The 17,126-nt window shown below is 64.7% G+C and carries 14 protein-coding genes; 6 read left to right on the forward strand and 8 right to left on the reverse strand.

Features of this window, described 5'->3' with window-relative positions:
* Positions 1 to 191: 191 nt before the first annotated feature.
* The gene (locus PTE31013_RS03380) at positions 192 to 1,511 is read left to right on the forward strand and encodes an MFS transporter (RefSeq protein ID WP_150611384.1); all 1,320 of its coding nucleotides are present in this window, start codon (positions 192 to 194) and stop codon (positions 1,509 to 1,511) included.
* 144 nt (positions 1,512 to 1,655) lie between these two features.
* Positions 1,656 to 2,639 (forward strand): M14 family metallopeptidase, encoded by a 984-nt coding sequence (locus PTE31013_RS03385; RefSeq protein ID WP_150611385.1) that lies wholly within the window; start codon positions 1,656 to 1,658, stop codon positions 2,637 to 2,639.
* Positions 2,640 to 2,715: 76 nt separating this feature from the next.
* On the opposite strand, the gene PTE31013_RS03390 is transcribed toward PTE31013_RS03385, so the two are convergent.
* Positions 2,716 to 3,141 carry a winged helix-turn-helix transcriptional regulator gene (locus PTE31013_RS03390; protein ID WP_150611386.1) on the reverse strand — a complete coding sequence of 142 codons (426 nt, stop codon included), beginning with the start codon at positions 3,139 to 3,141 and terminating at the stop codon, positions 2,716 to 2,718.
* Positions 3,142 to 3,302: 161 nt separating this feature from the next.
* Here PTE31013_RS03390 and PTE31013_RS03395 point away from each other — a divergent pair, with 161 nt between their 5' ends.
* A complete protein-coding gene (locus PTE31013_RS03395; RefSeq protein ID WP_150611387.1) occupies positions 3,303 to 4,304 on the forward strand; it encodes an LLM class flavin-dependent oxidoreductase in 1,002 nt (333 codons plus the stop codon).
* 90 nt (positions 4,305 to 4,394) lie between these two features.
* Here PTE31013_RS03395 and PTE31013_RS03400 read toward each other — a convergent pair whose 3' ends face one another.
* Positions 4,395 to 5,663 (reverse strand): NAD(P)/FAD-dependent oxidoreductase, encoded by a 1,269-nt coding sequence (locus PTE31013_RS03400; RefSeq protein ID WP_150611388.1) that lies wholly within the window; start codon positions 5,661 to 5,663, stop codon positions 4,395 to 4,397.
* Between the two features lie 97 nt (positions 5,664 to 5,760).
* Positions 5,761 to 6,594 carry an aldo/keto reductase gene (locus tag PTE31013_RS03405; RefSeq protein WP_150611389.1) on the reverse strand — a complete coding sequence of 278 codons (834 nt, stop codon included), beginning with the start codon at positions 6,592 to 6,594 and terminating at the stop codon, positions 5,761 to 5,763.
* 421 nt (positions 6,595 to 7,015) lie between these two features.
* Here PTE31013_RS03405 and PTE31013_RS03410 point away from each other — a divergent pair, with 421 nt between their 5' ends.
* On the forward strand, positions 7,016 to 7,588 hold the full coding sequence (locus tag PTE31013_RS03410) for a cytochrome b (protein ID WP_150611390.1): 573 nt from the start codon (positions 7,016 to 7,018) through the stop codon (positions 7,586 to 7,588).
* A gap of 225 nt (positions 7,589 to 7,813) precedes the next feature.
* On the opposite strand, the gene PTE31013_RS03415 is transcribed toward PTE31013_RS03410, so the two are convergent.
* The 5 genes from PTE31013_RS03415 to PTE31013_RS03435 form a co-directional block, all read right to left on the reverse strand.
* Positions 7,814 to 8,533, reverse strand: a complete 720-nt coding sequence (locus tag PTE31013_RS03415) for an OmpW/AlkL family protein (RefSeq protein ID WP_150611391.1) — start codon at positions 8,531 to 8,533, stop codon at positions 7,814 to 7,816.
* Between the two features lie 139 nt (positions 8,534 to 8,672).
* Positions 8,673 to 9,302 (reverse strand): LutC/YkgG family protein, encoded by a 630-nt coding sequence (locus tag PTE31013_RS03420; protein WP_150611392.1) that lies wholly within the window; start codon positions 9,300 to 9,302, stop codon positions 8,673 to 8,675.
* On the reverse strand, positions 9,299 to 10,708 hold the full coding sequence (locus tag PTE31013_RS03425) for a lactate utilization protein B (RefSeq protein ID WP_150611393.1): 1,410 nt from the start codon (positions 10,706 to 10,708) through the stop codon (positions 9,299 to 9,301). Before PTE31013_RS03425 ends, PTE31013_RS03420 begins: the two co-directional genes overlap by 4 nt.
* A complete protein-coding gene (locus PTE31013_RS03430; RefSeq protein WP_150611394.1) occupies positions 10,705 to 11,487 on the reverse strand; it encodes a (Fe-S)-binding protein in 783 nt (260 codons plus the stop codon). Before PTE31013_RS03430 ends, PTE31013_RS03425 begins: the two co-directional genes overlap by 4 nt.
* 76 nt (positions 11,488 to 11,563) lie before the next feature.
* Positions 11,564 to 13,270 carry a lactate permease LctP family transporter gene (locus PTE31013_RS03435; RefSeq protein WP_150611395.1) on the reverse strand — a complete coding sequence of 569 codons (1,707 nt, stop codon included), beginning with the start codon at positions 13,268 to 13,270 and terminating at the stop codon, positions 11,564 to 11,566.
* 323 nt (positions 13,271 to 13,593) lie between these two features.
* Between PTE31013_RS03435 and PTE31013_RS03440 the strand changes: the two genes are divergently transcribed.
* Together PTE31013_RS03440 and PTE31013_RS03445 are read left to right on the forward strand one after the other, a co-directional pair.
* Positions 13,594 to 14,310, forward strand: coding sequence for a FadR/GntR family transcriptional regulator (locus tag PTE31013_RS03440; protein WP_150611396.1), 717 nt, complete (start codon positions 13,594 to 13,596; stop codon positions 14,308 to 14,310).
* 106 nt (positions 14,311 to 14,416) lie between these two features.
* Positions 14,417 to 16,957: a penicillin-binding protein 1A gene (locus PTE31013_RS03445; RefSeq protein ID WP_425495534.1), complete on the forward strand. Its 2,541-nt coding sequence runs from the start codon at positions 14,417 to 14,419 to the stop codon at positions 16,955 to 16,957.
* Positions 16,958 to 17,126: the final 169 nt, after the last annotated feature.

Below are 17,126 nucleotides of genomic sequence, written 5' to 3' on the forward strand. Positions count from 1 at the left end.
CGCAGACGGTGTTCAGATTTGCACCGATTTCCCAATCAGCACTCGCGCGTGCCGAAACGGCACGAAGCCTTTTTTTCTGCCGCCTACACTCCGCTTCCTGAGACTGGCTGGTGGCCCCGGCGCGCCCTCGTGGCGCCTCGCACGGCCACCACACACCTATCCCCAACGCCAGCGATCCAGAGGAGCCGGGCATGACCCACAACGCCAAACCCCACAACCCGTGGCGCGAAATTTGCGCCGCGAGCATCGGTAACGCACTTGAGTTCTACGATTTGCTGATCTATGGCTACTTCGCCATTGTGATCGGGCAGTTGTTCTTCCCCGCGCACGACGCGACGACGTCGCTGCTGCTCTCCGTCGGTACCTTCGGCATCTCGTTCGTGACGCGTCCGCTCGGCTCGATCATTCTGGGCAGCTACGCCGACCGTGCGGGCCGCAAGGCGTCGCTCACGGTGTCCATCGCCTTGATGATGCTCGGCACCGCCATGATCGCGTTCGCCCCGACCTATGCGCAGATCGGCATTCTCTCGCCGCTTCTGATCATCGTCGCGCGCATGCTGCAAGGCTTCTCGACGGGCGGCGAGTTCGGCGCCGCCACGGCCTTCATGGTCGAGCATGCCGACGCGAAACGCCGAGGCTTCTTCGCGAGCTGGCAAATGTCGACGCAAGGCCTCGCCACCGTGCTCGCGGCCGGGGTGTCCGCGCTGTTGAGCCTGCTGCTCACGGCCGATCAATTGAGCGCATGGGGATGGCGTATCGCCTTCGCCGTGGGCTTGCTCATCGGCCCGGTCGGTCTTTACATCCGTCGCAACATCGACGAGACCGCCGACTTCAAGAAGCTCGGCGAAAAGCAGCGCGAGACGTCGCCGCTGCGCGAAGTCTTCGGCCGCGATCGCACGAATATGCTGCTCGGCGCCGGTGTCGTCGCCGCTGCCACGGCGTTCAACTACGTCCACAAGCTTTACATGCCGACGTATGCCGTCAAGCAACTGCATATTTCGGCGACATCGTCGTTCATCGGCGCGGTCGTCACCGGTGTAATGCTGATGATCGCCGCCCCCGTCGTAGGCCACCTCTCGGACCGCTTTGGCCGGATTCGCGTGATGCTCTGGGCGCTGATCCTCGTCGGCGTGACGACGTACCCGTTGTTCGTGCTGCTCAACAAATATCCGACCTTCCAGACGCTGCTCATGGTGCAGGCGCTCGTCGGACTGCTCATCGCGGTGAGTCTCGCGCCGCTGCCCGCCCTGCTGGCGGACATCTTCCCGACGAGCACGCGCGGCACCGGGCTGGCCCTGTCGTACAACTTCTCGGTGACGCTGTTCGGCGGGTTCGCACCGCTGATCGTGACCTGGCTCATCGATGCCACGCACAACAAGCTCGCCCCGAGTTTTTACGTGATGACGACCGCCGTGTTGAGTGTCAGCGCGGTGATTTCGCTAGGCCGCCGCGTGCGTGCGGGCAAGATCGCTGGCGTGACGCACGGCGCGCCGCGCGCATCCAAGGTTTGATCAACGCATCGGACGATCGACGCACGAAGCGCCTTTTCCGCTGCGTCCCTTGTCCGATGCACATAATTTTGCCGTGATGACGACGTTCGCCATTCCCTGTCGTGACGTCGTCGTCTTTCGCGGCATCCTCTGTGGAGCCTTTTCATGACCACGCTTGACGCGATCCGCGCCGCCCTGCCGGCGTACCCCATCGAAGTCTCGTTCCCCGACATCGCCCGCTGGCGCGAAGGCAATACCGGCGTCGACTATCTTCATTCGTTCGACAGCGGCAAGCCCGGCAAGCACGCGATGATTCTCGCACTCACGCACGGCAACGAAGTGAGCGGCGCCATCGCGGTCGATGCGCTGCTCGCCGCCGGTGTGCGTCCCACGGCGGGACGCCTGTCGCTCGGCTTCGGCAATATCGGTGCGTACGAGCAATTCAGTGCCGAGAACGCCGACGCCACGCGCTTTCTCGACGAAGACATGAACCGTGTCTGGACCCCGTCGACGCTCGACGGCGAGCGCCAGAGCCGCGAGCTGGCGCGCGCCCGCGCAATGCGCCCGTTCATCGACACGGTCGATCTGCTGCTCGATATCCATTCGATGCACGAAGCGTCCGCGCCGCTGATGATGACCGGACCGCTGGAGAAGGCGATTGCGCTGGCCGCCGAACTTGGCACGCCCGAGCACGTCATCGTCGACAAGGGCCACGCCAACGGCACGCGTATGCGCGATTACGGCGGCTTCGGCGATCCGGCCAGCGCGAAGAATGCGCTGCTCGTCGAAACCGGGCAGCACTTCGCCGGGAGCGCACGCGATGTTGCGCTCGACACCGCGGCGCGCTTCCTGCTTCACGCGGGCGTCGTGACCGGGGCCGATATGGCACCGTACCTGACGCAGACGCGGCCGGCCCGTCAGAAGTTCGTGGAGATCACGCAGCCGGTCGTGGCCCGGTCGATGGACTTTCGCTTCTCGCAGCCGTTCACCGGGCTTGAGGTGATCGAGAAGGCTGGCACCGAGATCGCCCGCGATGGCGACGATGTGATCGTCACGCCCTATGACAACTGCGTGATCGTGCAGCCGTCGATGCGGCACCTCGGCGTGAATGTCACGATGATGCGTCTGGGCCGCCTGCTGGATCGTTGATGCTGCGGTGCTCGCGATGCGAACTGCCCGGGGGCCAGCCGCGTCACGACCGCGCCATTGGGCGGCGAGCGGGCGTTTATGGGCGTGTCGTGTCGGTCGCGTCGCTGACCTCGGCGGAATCATCGGAATCGTCGGCCTGTGAACGTTTGCCGCGACGCAGGCTTAGCTGGGCCAGCACGTCAGCGTGTTGATTGCCCCATCGGTACAACATCTCGATGGGCTCGATGAACAACTCGCCCAGCGGCGTCAGCGAGTATTCCACCTTGGGCGGCACGACGGCGAACACCTCGCGATGAATCAGTCCGTCACGTTCGAGTTCGCGCAACGTCTGCGTGAGCATCTTCTTGGAAATGCCAGGCAAGCGGCGCTGCAATTCTCCCGTGCGTGTGGTGCCGCATTGCAACGCGTATAGCACCATGCTCGTCCACTTCACGCTGAAGAGTTCCAGCACGCGACGCGGCACGCAGGTTTCTTCGAAGACGAAGGGGGCTGGTTTGTTCATGGTAACCAATTGGTGACTATTTAACTGAAAGGTGCCTACTGGGGATTCAGGACCTTCGTCACTATACTTTGTGGCGATGGCGCGCGTCATCCGCCGCTTAGGGGCCTCGAGGCTGTCTCGTTGGCTGCCGGGTGGGCGCGCGCCGGTATCTGGAGATTCCCATGAGCAGTTTGTCGAAGACGGCCCTCTCGATGCTGGACCTGGTGCCAGTGCGCGCCGGCGGCACGGTGGCCGATGCCCTGAAACAATCCACGGAACTGGCGCAGCACGTTGAACGCCTGGGTTTCACGCGTTTCTGGCTGGCCGAACATCACAACATGGACGGCATCGCGAGTTCGGCGACCGCCCTGTTGATCGGTCACATTGCGGGCAAGACGTCGCGCATTCGCGTGGGGTCGGGCGGCGTGATGCTGCCGAACCACCCGCCGCTGGTCGTTGCCGAGAACTTCGGCACGCTCGCCGCGCTGTATCCCGGCCGCATCGATCTGGGCCTGGGGCGCGCGCCCGGTGCCGATCAAGCCACCATGCGCGCACTGCGTCGCGACCGGCTGTCCGATGGCGACGATTTTCCCGAGCAGGTCGCCGAATTGCGTGCACTGCTTGCGCCTGCGCAACCCGGGCAGCGGCTTGTCGCAACGCCCGGCGCGGGCAGCGATATTCCTGTGTGGTTGCTGGGCTCGTCGTTGTTTTCCGCACAACTCGCGGCGCATCTGGGGCTGCCTTACGCGTTCGCATCGCACTTTGCGCCGCGCTTCCTGTTCGATGCGCTTCGTCTGTACCGCGAGCGCTTCCGTCCCTCGGCGGTATTGGATAAGCCCTACGTGATGGTGGGCGTGCCCGTCGTGGCCGCACCCACGCACGAGGAGGCGACATTCCTCGCGACGTCAGCGCAGCAGAAGATCCTGGCCCTCATGCGCGGGCAGAGCCTGAAGTTGCAGCCGCCCGTAAACGATATGGACGCGCGTTGGGATCCGGCGGAACAGCACTCGGTGGAAGCCTTCCTCGGTGTGGCCGTGGTGGGTGGCCCCGAACGAGTCCAGGCAGGTCTGGCTGATCTGGTTGAGCGCACGCAGGCCGATGAGTTGATGCTCGTCACCGACATCTACGATCCCGCGTTGCGACTGCGCTCGTGCGATATCGTCGCGTCCGTCTGCCAGTCCTGACGTTGCGGATCGCGTTGTCGGCATAGGGAAGACGGAGGGAGGCAGGGGCGCAGTGTTCGCGCCCCTTGTCGCCAGCCATATCCAGGCGCGTTAGCGAAAGCGTCCGATGGAGAACGGCGCGAGGTCGATGGCGGGGCGCTCGCCGGACACCAGAGCCGCAATCGTGCGTCCCGTCGAGGCGGCGGCGGTCAGGCCCACATGACCGTGGCCAAAGGCGTAGAACGCGTTCGGCACCTTCGATGCCGCCCCCAATACCGGCAGCGAATCCGGCGTGCTGGGGCGGAATCCCTGCCAGCGGGCACCGTCGACCGATTGTGTCGGCTTCGCGCCTTTCACCGCGCCGGGGAACATCGTGTACAACTGATTGAGCAGAAGATCGGCGCGGCGCCAGTTCGGCGACGCTTGCAGACCGGCCAGCTCGACCGTGCCCGCACCGCGAAGGCGGCCATTCATCGGAGTGGCGAACAGCTTGCCTTCGGCCCACATGACGGGACGCGAGGGCATTTCGTCGGGCGTCGGAATCTCCACGTGATAGCCGCGCTCGGTGTCGAAGACGAGGGTGTCGCCCAACTGGCGCACAAAGGGTGCCGACCAAGCGCCGGCTGCGATCACCACGGCGCTTGCGGGTTCGCGGCCCCGGTCGGTGTGCACGGCCACGGCCTGTGCGCCGTTGGTCTCGATGGCGGTGGCGGCGGCATCGACGACGCGTCCACCCCGCACGATCACTTGTGCCGTCAGGCGTGCCAGCAGCGCGCCGGGATCCAGCGTGTGGCCCGTCTCGCCGATGTAGCGGGCGCCGACGAAGTCATGCGATAACGCCGGCTCGAACTCGCGCAATGCGGCCGCCCCCAGCGTTTCGATGTGCACGCCGTTGTCGCGGCGCAGCGCCATGCCGCCTTCGTCACCGGCCATGCCCTTCTGGCTGGAGTAAGCGATGAGGTAGCCGCGCCGCGAGACGAGATCGTTCGCGCCGGCATCGTCAAGCAGCGGTTGATAGGCGTCGAGCGCGGGGCCGAGCAGTGCGCGCAACGCGTGCGCCTGCGCGGTAACGCGTGCTGGCTGGCTGGCCGCGACGAAGCGCATCAGCCACGGCACCATGCGCGGGAGATAGCCCCAACGCAGCACCAGCGGGCCATCCGGTTGCATCAACCAGCCGGGCACCTGCCAGAGCACACCGGGCATGGCGATGGGCACGACCGACGAGCCATTGATGCAGCCCGCATTCCCAAGCGATGCCGCCTGACGTACCGATTGCCGGTCGACGATCACCACCGCGTGTCCGGCACGTTGAAGATACGCGGCCGTACACACGCCGACCAAACCGCCCCCGATCACGACGACGGGACGTGAATCATTCATGACTGCCCTGCGAAAGCACGAAAGCGCTTAGTGTACTGCGTCAAATGCGTACCCCTAAATGCCTTCAATATTCGTGAGCGTGTTTTCGTCCGCGTGTTCAGATCATCTCCAGCGGACGCCTGCGCGACGGCGCTTCGAAATAATAATCGAGCCGCGCAAGTTCGTCCGCCGTCAGATCGATGTCAAGGGCAGCGCGATTGGCGCGCACGTGCGCGTCCGTGCTCGCCTTGGGAATGGCGATGACACCTGGTCTGCTCAGCACCCAGGCAAGCGCCACCTGCAGAGGCTCGACGTGACGGGCAGCGGCGATATCGCCCAGCGCGCCCGATGTCGGCAGTCTTCCCTGTTCGATGGGCGAATACGCCATCAGCGGCAGACCGCGCGCCGACAGCCACGGCGCAAGGTCATACTCGGGACCGCGTCGCGAGAGGTTGTATAGCACTTGATCCGTCGCGCACGCATCGCCGCCGGGCAGCGCGAACAATGCCTCCATGTCGTCCATATCGAAGTTGCTCACGCCCCAGTGCCGAATCTTGCCCGCCGCGCGCAACGCTTCGAAGCCGGCAATCGTGTCTTCGAGCGGTATCTCGCCGCGCCAGTGCAGCAGGTAGAGATCGAGGTGATCGGTGCGCAGGCGGTCCAGGCTGCGCTCGCATGCCGCGATCACGCCGCGTCGCGAGGCATTGTGCGGGTAGACCTTGCTCACGAGAAACACTTGATCGCGCAGGCCGTCGAGCGCCTCGCCCACGAGGCGCTCGGTCGCTCCTTCGCCATACATCTCGGCCGTATCGACGAGTGTCATGCCCAGCGAGACGCCCAGCTGCAACGCCGCGATTTCCTCGCGGCGCCGCTCTGGCCTCTCGCCCATCATCCACGTGCCCTGACCGAGGGCCGGCACGGTGTCGCCTTGGGGGAGCGCGATATTTCGCATGGTCCTTCCTCCGTGATTTTTGATCACCATTATCGGCCTGCAAGTCGAGCGATGACCAGTGCCGTGATGGCTTCACGCAACACTTTGCGGTGTCGTCCGAGCTTTGGCGTCGGACTCGCCCGAAGCAGCGTTCGGAAATCGCCCCTATTGCATTCGTGCACGCATTCTCTCGGATAGTTCACAGCCCTATGGCTGCACCGCCGCGTTAAGCTGATTTCACCGATGCGCACGGCGATTGTTGCTCTGCAGCGAGACGGCTCGGTGATGGCTCCCGCCGTGTGCGTCGGACCTGTGACGATGGGAACGAGGATTCCGAATGTCCTGGACGAACATCGCGTAACAAGTGTGACAATTGGCGACCTTTTCTTGTCGCGGGACGAACGCGATAATGGAGTACCTCCAACCTTGAGGAGCCCCCCAGATGGATAACACGATCAAGCTCCGTTCGCGCGGTTCGCCGCGCTTGCCCGGCGAGCGCTATGCGCCGCCCGCGGTTTTCTTTCACTGGGCGATCGCATTGCTGATCGTGATCGCCTACGCCGCCATCATTATCAAAGGCTATTTGCCGAGAGGCAGTGCCGCGCGTGCGTTGTCCTTGACGATTCACGAATGGGCCGCGCTCGCGGTGTTGGTGCTGGCCGTGCCGCGGTTGCTGATGCGATTGATCAAGGGCGCGCCCGCGGCGCTGCCGGGCCAGGCGTGGTGGGCGCGCGCCGCGTCTTCGGCTGCGCATCTGTTGCTCTATCTGTTCATGTTCGCGCAGCCCGTGCTGGGATACCTGACGCTCAACGCCCAGGGGCATATGCTAACGATTCCGGGGCTGGATATCCCGCTGCCGCAGTTGATTGGGGAAGACAAACAGACGAGCCGGTCGATCAAGGAGATTCACGAGACGATCGGTAACGCGTTCTACTGGGTGATTGGCCTTCATGCGCTGGCGGCGCTGTGGCATCACTACTTCCGCCGCGACGATACGTTGCGCCGTATGCTTTGAAGAACGCTTGGCGCGTCATGCGCCCCGCAGGGCGGTGCTTGCGCATGCCGGGCCGGATGACGAAATGGAAGACACAGGGAACCAGGGATTGCAGGGGTTGCCCGTGCGCGGCGTAAATGGTTTGCGTTCTCAGGTAAGGAGTGCGCGACAATTTACCGCATCGGGTGTCAGGGTGAAAAAAAGGAGCGCCACAGCCGTCCATCGTGCGGCGCTCCACACCGGATATCAGAACTTCAGACCCACACCGACGCCGACGATGAGCGGGTCGATGTGCAGCGTACCGAGATCGGTGCCTGCGAGCGACGTATCCGTCTTCATCCAGACCTTCTTGATGTCGATGTTGAAGAACAGGTTCTTCGTCATCTGAATGTCCACACCGGCTTGCAACGCCGGACCGACGCTGTGGTTCTTGATCGAGATCGGGGTGCCGCCCGCGTTCAGGTTGCTGTTCCAGAAACGCGTGTAGTTGATACCCGCGCCGACATACGGACGCACCTTGCCTGCATGGTTGAAGTGGTATTGCAGCAGCAGCGTTGGCGGCAGCACGTTCACGCCGCCCAAATGGCCGACGTTCGACGTGAGTTGATGGCGCGACATGGCGAGAATGAGTTCGACGCCGACGTTATCGAGAATCATGTACGTGAAGTCGAGCTCCGGCACGATCGCGTTGTTCACGGTCACGCCCAGCGTCGGCAGCACGCTGCCGCTCGCGTGCGAGTCCGGCATGATGCCGATGGCGCGCACGCGCGCGAGGATGTCGCCGGCATAGATGCCTTGCGAGCTGTCCCCGATAAAGCCGAAGGTCTTCTCAGACGAGGGCGCAGCGGTGTCTGCGGCTGCTGACGGGGCTTGCGGGTTGCCTTGCGCCGAGGCGGATGCGCTGGCGAAGGTGGTACCGATAACGAGCGCGGCGGCGACGGCCGCGGCGCCGAGGGAGTGCTTCATGATGATTTCCAGAGTCGTGAGTGAGCACGACCGATGGTAGAAGCAGGTCCCTGCGGCGAACTTGACCCGCGTCAAGTACGGGAAAACGCGAGCGCACAGTGCGGCAAACCGTCGCGCATGGGTGTTGCTTTCCTGACGATCAGTCGCGCGGGAGCCACACGACTGTGAGCGAGCGCACGCCCTGGGCGCCTTGAATCAGCACGCCTTCGATATCGGCCGTGGCCGATGGACCGGTGACGAGCACCGCATAGCGCGCCGACGCGAAGTCGGGCAATCGGTAGATGTCTTGCAGGCCATCGACGATGTCGCGTGGGTCGAGCAGCACTACGAGGTGCTGCACGAGATAGCCAAGCGCGTTGACGCCATACTCCCGCTCGGAGAGCCAGACGGACCCGGTCTCGGCAACGCCGAAGCGCGCACGCACGATGCCTACGTCGACATCGTGCAGCGATGCCGGTGCGCGCAAGACATCCAGTGGTTGTGCCGACGCGGCTTCTTGTGTCGCGGTCACGGGCGTCACACCGGGGAAACGTTCGGCGAGCCAGCCGGCCAGCGCTTGCGCGTTGTCGAGCGTCGCGAGTTTGCCGCCCATGGCGACGAGGTTATTGCCAAACCGCTCGCGTCGGTCGCCGGAAGGTGTCTCGAAGACGGGCAACACCGGCAGGGGGAACGGTTCACGCGCGCCTTGGGCGGGATGTTCGTCGTCGCGCAGTACCACGCGTTGCGCGGCGCGTACGTGTACGAGAAATGCTTCGCGGGAAGTGCTCATGATCGGTCCTTGCGTTCAGCGTCGTGCGACTTCCGATTGGCGTCGTACCAGTCACGGAACGTTTGCTTCGGCGCCTCGGGAAGGTCGCGACCCTTGCCCCAGGTGTTGAGCGGGTTGTAGAGCACCATGTTGGGCAAACGGTGCAACGCTGTGTTCATCGATTTGACCGACGTGCGATACAGCACTGGGTTGGCGAGCAGCTTTCCGGCCACTTTGATCAGGCTGCGTTTGACGCGCGGCAGTTCGCCTTCCTCGGCCACGATCTGACGCCACTTGTATAACTGCTCGTGAATGTTGATGCGCACGGGACAAACGTTGGTGCAACTGCCGTTCATCGTCGACGCGAACGGTAGCGCGCTGTAGCGTTTGAGATCGTAGGCCGGATTGAGAATGGCGCCGATCGGCCCGGCGTAAGTGCTGCCGTACGACAGGCCGCTGCTGCGCCGGTAGACCGGGCACGTATTCATGCAGGCCCCGCAGCGGATGCACTTGAGCGAGTACCAGAAGTCGTCCATCGCGAGACGCGCCGAGCGGCCGTTGTCGACGATGACGAAATGCATCTCCGTGCCGGGACGCGGCGCGCGAAAGTGCGACGTGTATTGGGTGATGGGCGAGCCCAGCGCGCTACGCGACAGCAAGCGGATGAACACCCCGAGGTCGGCCGTGCGCGGAATCAGCTTCTCGATGCCGATGGAGACGATGTGCACCGGCGGCACGTTGGCCGACAGATCGGCATTGCCCTCGTTGGTGCACACCACGACCGTGCCGGTTTCCGCGACGGCAAAGTTGCAGCCGGTCATGCCGGCGCCCGCCTCGAGAAACGCCGGACGCGTGGTTTGGCGCTGGCTCTCGGCCAGATAGTGAACATCGTCGTTGTTCGGGTCGGTGCCGAGCGTGCGGCCGAACAACTGCGCAACGTCGCCCCGCAACTTGTGCACGGCGGGCACGACCACATGCGACGGCGGCTGCTTGTCGAGCTGCTGAATGCGCTCGCCAAGATCGGTCTCCATCACGGAGACGCCGCGCGGTTCGAGATACTCGCGCAGTTCGCATTCGTCGGTGAGCATCGACTTGCTCTTGACCAGTGTCTTGACGTCGTGCGCCGCCAGAATGCCGTGGACGATGGCGTTGTGCGCGGCGGCGTCGAGCGCCCAGTGCACTTTCACGCCGTTCGCCTCGGCTTGTGTGGTGAACTGATCCAGGTAGTCGCCAAGTCGCGACAGCGTATGCTCCTTGATCTGCGACGCGAGCGTTCGCAGCGTCTCCCATTCGCCAATGGACGCGGCCTGCGCATCGCGCTTCATCCGCAAGTCCCAGAGGCGTTTGTCGTGAAACGCCACGTGTTCCGTCTTCGCGAGAAACGCCTCGGCGTTTTTCGCGTGATCGACGCGCGCGGCCGTGCTCATGCCGTCACCTCGTCGTGTGCCGCGAGCGACAGTGTGCCGACGTCCACGCCATTGAGGACCTGCGCGATATGCAGGAAGCGCATCGGTGTCTGCGTGCGTGCCGCGCAACCTTTCTGGTGCATCAGGCACGACATGTCCGCGGAGACAATGAACTGCGCGCCCGCGTCGAGGTGGTCGCGCACCTTGTCCTGCCCCATCTTGACCGAGACAGCTTGCTCGGACACGGAGAACGTGCCGCCGAAGCCGCAGCATTCGTCGGGACGACGCGGCGCTGCGAAGCGGATGCCGCGCACACCTTCGAGCAGCGTGCGGGCTTTCGACCACGGCTCGCCGGGAATCTCGCTCGCAGATGCCGCGTGCAGGTGGCGGATCGCGCTGCAACTGTTGTGCAGCCCGACCGTGTGCGCAAATGTGGCCCAAGGAAAGTCTCGGACCTTGAGCACATCGTGGAGGAACTCGGTGAGTTCGTAGGTGTTGGCGCGAACAGCGGCGGTGCGCTCCGACTCGCCTGCCGCGCTCAGGTGCTTGCGCACGTGATGCACACAACTCGACGACGGCGCCACAATGTAGTCATAACCGGCGAAGTTATCGACGAAGAGCGACTCGGCCCCGGCGGCGTCGGCTTCACAGCCGTTGTTGGCCAGCGGCTGGCCGCAGCAGGTCTGACGGCGCGGGTAATCGACGCTCACACCGAGTTTCTCCAGCAACTCGAGCGTGGCGATGCCGACTTCGGGAAACAGCGCATCGATGAAACAGGGGACGAACAAGGCCGCTTTCATGGGGTTCTCCAACAGGGGACGGCACACTCGCCGCCGCGCACCATGGGGGCGGCGAGTGTCTACAACAACGACGGACTCAATGCACCAGCATCCCCGTGAGCCAGTACGCCTGCACCAGGGTGATCACCCCGGCGAGTACGACGAACATGAGGCTGTGCCACACCGTGAAGCGGAACAGATCGGCTTCCTTGCCGATCAGGCCGGTTGCCGCGCAAGCCACGGCGATCGATTGCGGGGAAATCATCTTGCCGGTCACGCCGCCGGTCGTGTTCGCGGCCACGAGCAACGTGTTCGACACGCCGATCTGCTGCGCGGTGGTGCTTTGCAGTCCCGCGAAGAGCGCGTTGGACGAGGTGTCGGAACCCGTCAGGAACACGCCCAGCCAACCGAGCACCGGCGAGAAGAACGGGAAGGCAGCGCCGGTGTGCGCGAGCAACAGCGCGAGCGTCGTCGACATGCCGGAGTAGTTCATGACGAACGCGAACGCCAGCACCAGGCCGATGGCCAGCACGGGCTTTTTCAGCTCCGCGACGGTTTCGAAAAAGCTTTTCACGCCGGCGGCGGGCTTCATGCGAAGCAGCGCCATCGAGAGCAGGGCCGCAATGAAGATCGCCGTGCCGGTGGCCGAGAGCGCATCCCACTTGAAGATGGCGTCCATCGGGGTCGGCGTGGCGACGATGGGCGCGGCCTTTGCCACGAGGCGGTCGAGCCCGGGCACATGCAGCGCCGGCACGGTCCACGCCAACGGGCCGGTTTTGGCGAACAGCGCCTTGAAGCCAGGCAGGCTCCAGATCGTGACCATGCCGGTGAGGATCAGGAACGGCGACCAGGCACGTACGATCTGGCCGGCCGTATAGGGCGACGACGTGGCGCCGCGCGTCGATCCGCCGCCCAAGCCACCAAGGCCACCGAGAGCCGCCGTGCCGCCCGACATCGCCACGCCGGTATGCGCGCGTGCGGCAGACGTCTTCGGCTGCCACACCTTCAGGAAGCTGGCGAGGCACACGAGCGAGAACAGCGACGAGATGATGTCCGGCAGTTCCGGTCCGATGTGGTTCGACGAGAAGTATTGTGCGACGGCGAAACTGCCCCCCGCCACCAGCGCGGCTGGCCACGTTTCCTTGACGCCCCGCTTGCCGTCCATGATGAACACGAGCCAGAACGGCACGAAGGCGGAGAGCAGCGGCAACTGGCGTCCGGCCATTGCGCCGATATGGAATGCATCGATGCCGCTCACCTGTCCGGCCACGATGATCGGAATGCCCATCGCGCCGAAGGCGACGGGCGCGGTGTTGGCGATCAGGCACAGGCCGGCGGCGTACAGCGGCTGGAAGCCGAGCCCCACGAGCAGCGCGGCAGTGATGGCCACCGGCGCGCCGAAGCCCGCCGCGCCTTCAAGAAATGCGCCGAACGAAAAGCCGATCAGCAGCATTTGCAGACGCTGGTCGTTGGTGAGCGAGACCACCGAACTGCGAATGATGTCGAACTGCCCGGTCTTGACGACCACACGATAGAGAAAGACCGCGGTGATGATGATCCAGGCGATGGGCCACAGGCCATAAGCGAAGCCGTACACGGCTGACATGGCGGCCATCCGGGCCGGCATGCCGAAGTAAGCGACGGCGATGACCAGCGCGAGCGCAACGGTCAGCGCACCTGCGGCATGCGCTTTCATGCGCAGTCCCGCCAGTGCGACAAAGAATACAACGATCGGTAGCGCGGCCATGAGTGCCGCGATCCATAGCGTGCCACCCGGCACGTAGTTCTGTACCCACACTTCCACTTGCGTCTCCTCGATTTGGTGATCGATTGCTATAAGGCTTGGTCTGGCGGTGTCGCCGTGCGCGCGGCCGCGTTGGGGGGCGGTTGGCACGACGCTCGGCACGGACGTGTCTGTCCGGCTGACGCGATGATCGACACTGACGAAACGTTCGGGCAAACTGGTCGTACCAGTTGTCGTGAATGGGGGCTGGCAGGGCAGAATCGCGGCACAGCCCAAACATGCGTCAATGGCGCACGCCAAGGGATCGAAGCGCTCGTGTGTCGCAAAGTGAGCCCAGCGTCGTCATCGACGCACGCATTCGACATTTCGCAGGAGACGTCACCGTGGGCGGTCCCAATCTGACCGAGCGCATCACGCGCGAACTCGAGACCCGTTTGATCGAAGGCGTGTGGGCGCCAGGCGAGCGCATTCCTTCCGAGCGTGCGTTGGCGCTATCGCTGGGCGTGGCACGCTCGACGGTGCGCGCGGCGCTTCAGCGCCTTGTCGCCCGCGGCCTGCTCAAGACGCGGGCCGCCTCGGGGGTGTATGTCTCGGATCGTTTGCAGACGGGGTTGATTTCGCCGTGGCGGCAACTCGTGAGCGATCATCCGGAGTTGCGTCCGGACATGCTCGAATTTCGCCTGATGCTGGAGGGCACCACGGCCTATCTGGCCGCTGTGCGGGCGACCGATGAAGACCTTGCGCGCCTGGCCGAACTGGTCGATGGGCTGGTCGAGGCGCACGAGCGCGGCGACACTGTGCGCGAGTCGCGACTCGACGGCGACTTTCATACGGCGCTCGCCAACGCGTCCCACAACGCCATGCTCCGGCACCTGCAAGGCAGCGTCGTCAAGATGCTCCACGAACACATCACGCTCAATAACTCGGGGCTGTTCGAGTTGCGCGAGCAGGCATCGGAGACCATCCTCGCCCATCACCTCGCGCTCTGGGAGGCCATCCGCACCCGCCAGCCGGAGGCGGCGCGCCGTATCATGCGCGAGCACATCGGTTTCGTGTGGCGCAAGCTCGAACCGGACTCCCCGGCGCCGATTGTCCCTTGAGGTTGCCGGGGCCGCCCGCCGGTTTTGGTAGGATGCGGACTTTGCCACGCTTTCCCCCATCGTGAAGCGCCCGATTTCGTCGCTGTTTTCGTCGCTGTTACATGCCATCGCCCAAACGGGTCGGCATGGCCAGCGCCTCTTGCAACCTCTGCAGCCGTATGCGGCGCGCGCGTGGTATCACGTGCGCCATCCCACGCGCCGGGGCGTACTCATCGCCATGGCGGCGCCGCCGTGCCTGCTCATCGCCTACACACTGATCCTGATTCCGTTCACGCCGAGCATTCGTGACATTCGGCGCGCCAGGATCGACCAGCCAGCGCAGGTGCTGTCGGCCGACGGCCGGCTGCTCGCCGAGTTCCGGCCGGCGAACCGGGAATGGGTGCCGCTGAAAGACGTGTCGCCAAATGTCGTCAGGGCGCTGGTCGCGACGGAAGACCATCGCTTTTACGAGCATCACGGCATCGACCTGAAGCGCACGGCATCGGCGGCGCTGCACACGTTCTCCGGTGACCGGCAGGGGGGATCGACCCTCACGCAGCAACTCGCCCGCAACCTCTATCCGGACGAGATCGGCCGCGCGCCCACGCTCACCCGCAAGCTCAAGGAAGCGATCACCGCGCTGAAGATCGAAGCCGTCTACACGAAGCCCGAGATTCTCGAGACGTACCTGAACACCGTGCCGTTCCTGTACAACGCGTACGGTATCGAGATGGCCGCGCGCACGTACTTCGACAAGTCGGCCGATCAGCTCGATTTGCTCGAGGCTGCCACGCTCGTCGGCATGCTCAAGGGCAACAGTTATTACAACCCGGTGATCAACCCCGAGCGTGCGCTGCAACGTCGCAATACCGTGCTCGCCCAGATGGTCAAGTTCGGGGGACTCGACGCGTCGAAGCTCGCCGCATTGCAGAAGCGTCCGCTGCGCATCGACTTCGAGCGACAGACCGAGGAGCCGGGGCCGGCACCGCACTTTGCCCAGCAATTGCGCAAGTGGCTGATCGGCTGGGCCGATCGTCATGACTACAACATTTATTCCGACGGCCTCGTGGTGCACACCACCATCGACTCTCGCTTGCAGACCATGGCGACGCAGGCGCTCACGCGTCAGGCCAATCAGTTGCAGGGTATTGCCGACGCGAACTGGTCGGCGCGCGGTGGCTGGCGTGACAGTGCGCCGCTGGTGCACGCATTCGTGCGCGAATCGGCCGAGTATCGCAATGCGGTGGCGGGGGGAGAGGCGCCCGAAGCGGCCATGAAGCGCCTGCTCGCCGACAAGACGTTCATGCGGAACCTGCGCGAGACGAAGACCCGGGTGCAAGCCGGTTTTCTCGCGATCGATCCGCGCACGGGGGAAATTCGCGCGTGGGTCGGCAGCCGCGACTTTACGACCGATCCGTTCGATCACGTTCAGCAGGCGCGCCGTCAGCCTGGATCGACGTTCAAGGCGTTCGTGTACGGTGCGGCCTTCGCCAAGGGCAGGACGCCCGACGACACCATCGTCGACCAGGTCGTTGAAATTCCGCTCGCGGGCGGCGAGATCTGGCGACCGAGCGACGACACCGCGCCGACCAACAAGCCCATGACGTTGCGCGACGCGCTCGCGCAATCGCGCAACACCGTCACGGCACAACTGATGCAGGACGTAGGGCCGTCGCGAGTGGCCGGACTGGCGCGGGCGATGGGCGTGCGCGAGAGCAAGCTCGATCCGGTGCCGTCGCTGGCGCTGGGCACGAGCCCCGTCTCGCTCAAGGAGATGGTGGTCGCGTACGGCACCATCGCGGATGGCGGCGAGTATCGCGAACCGACGATGGTCACGGAGATCACGAACAGCGCGGGCGATGTGCTCGCCACGTTCTCACCGGCACGCGCCGAGCGGGCGCTCTCCGTGAATGACGACTACACCTTGCTCGATACCCTGCGCAGTGTCATCGATCGCGGCACGGGCAATGCGATTCGCACGCGCTTCGGCATTCGCGCCGATGTGGCGGGCAAGACAGGCACGACGCAAGACAACGCGGACGGCTGGTTCATTCTCATGCAGCCGCAGTTGGTGGCGGGGGCGTGGGTCGGCTTCAACGACAGTCGCGTGACGCTGCGCAGCGATTACTGGGGGCAGGGCGCGCATAGTGCGTTGCCGATCGTCGGCGATGTGTTCTCGAGGGCGTTGCGGGCGAAGGTGATCGATGGGAATGCAAAGTTCGAAGCGCCGGATAATCACCATTGGTACAGCGAGTGGTGGACGCGTGCCTCGGACTGGGTGACGGGGCTTTTCGCGAAGACCCCCGAACCGGCGCACAAGGGGAAAGCGCCGGTGAAGCGCGCGGCGGCAACGGCGCCTACGCCCGCACGTGAGACCGCCGCCCCCGCCGTCGCGAGCGATAGCGGGCCGTTGCCGGTGCCGGTCGCATCCGCCGTGCTGGCGCAGCCCGAGTCGGGATCGCCCGCGAGCGCGCCGCATGGCACCACGATTCCGGGTGTGCCGGGGGAGTGGAATGGTCCGGGCGGGGCGTCGTCGAACGGGGTTGCCACGCCATCCGGTTCGGTGGGCGGCACGCCGTCACCGTCGGGCCGGCCGCTGATGCCGACGCCGATCATTCCCCCGGCAACGTCCAATCCAGCCGCGCCGGCTTCCGCAGTCGCCCAATAAGCGGCGATCCAACGGCTGCGAAGGGGCGCTCGGCCCGGTGTCCGCCGGGCGGATTTTCCATAACAGTTATGCAACATCCTGATGACCGGTGGGTCATGGCATGCGTTATATTCATTCGTATATAGCGGTGACGCAGGTGTCTGCCGCAACATCGGGGGAGACGCGAGCC

Origin of the sequence: Pandoraea terrigena (genome assembly GCF_902459705.1) — a bacterium.
In the GTDB taxonomy this organism is placed as follows: domain Bacteria; phylum Pseudomonadota; class Gammaproteobacteria; order Burkholderiales; family Burkholderiaceae; genus Pandoraea; species Pandoraea terrigena.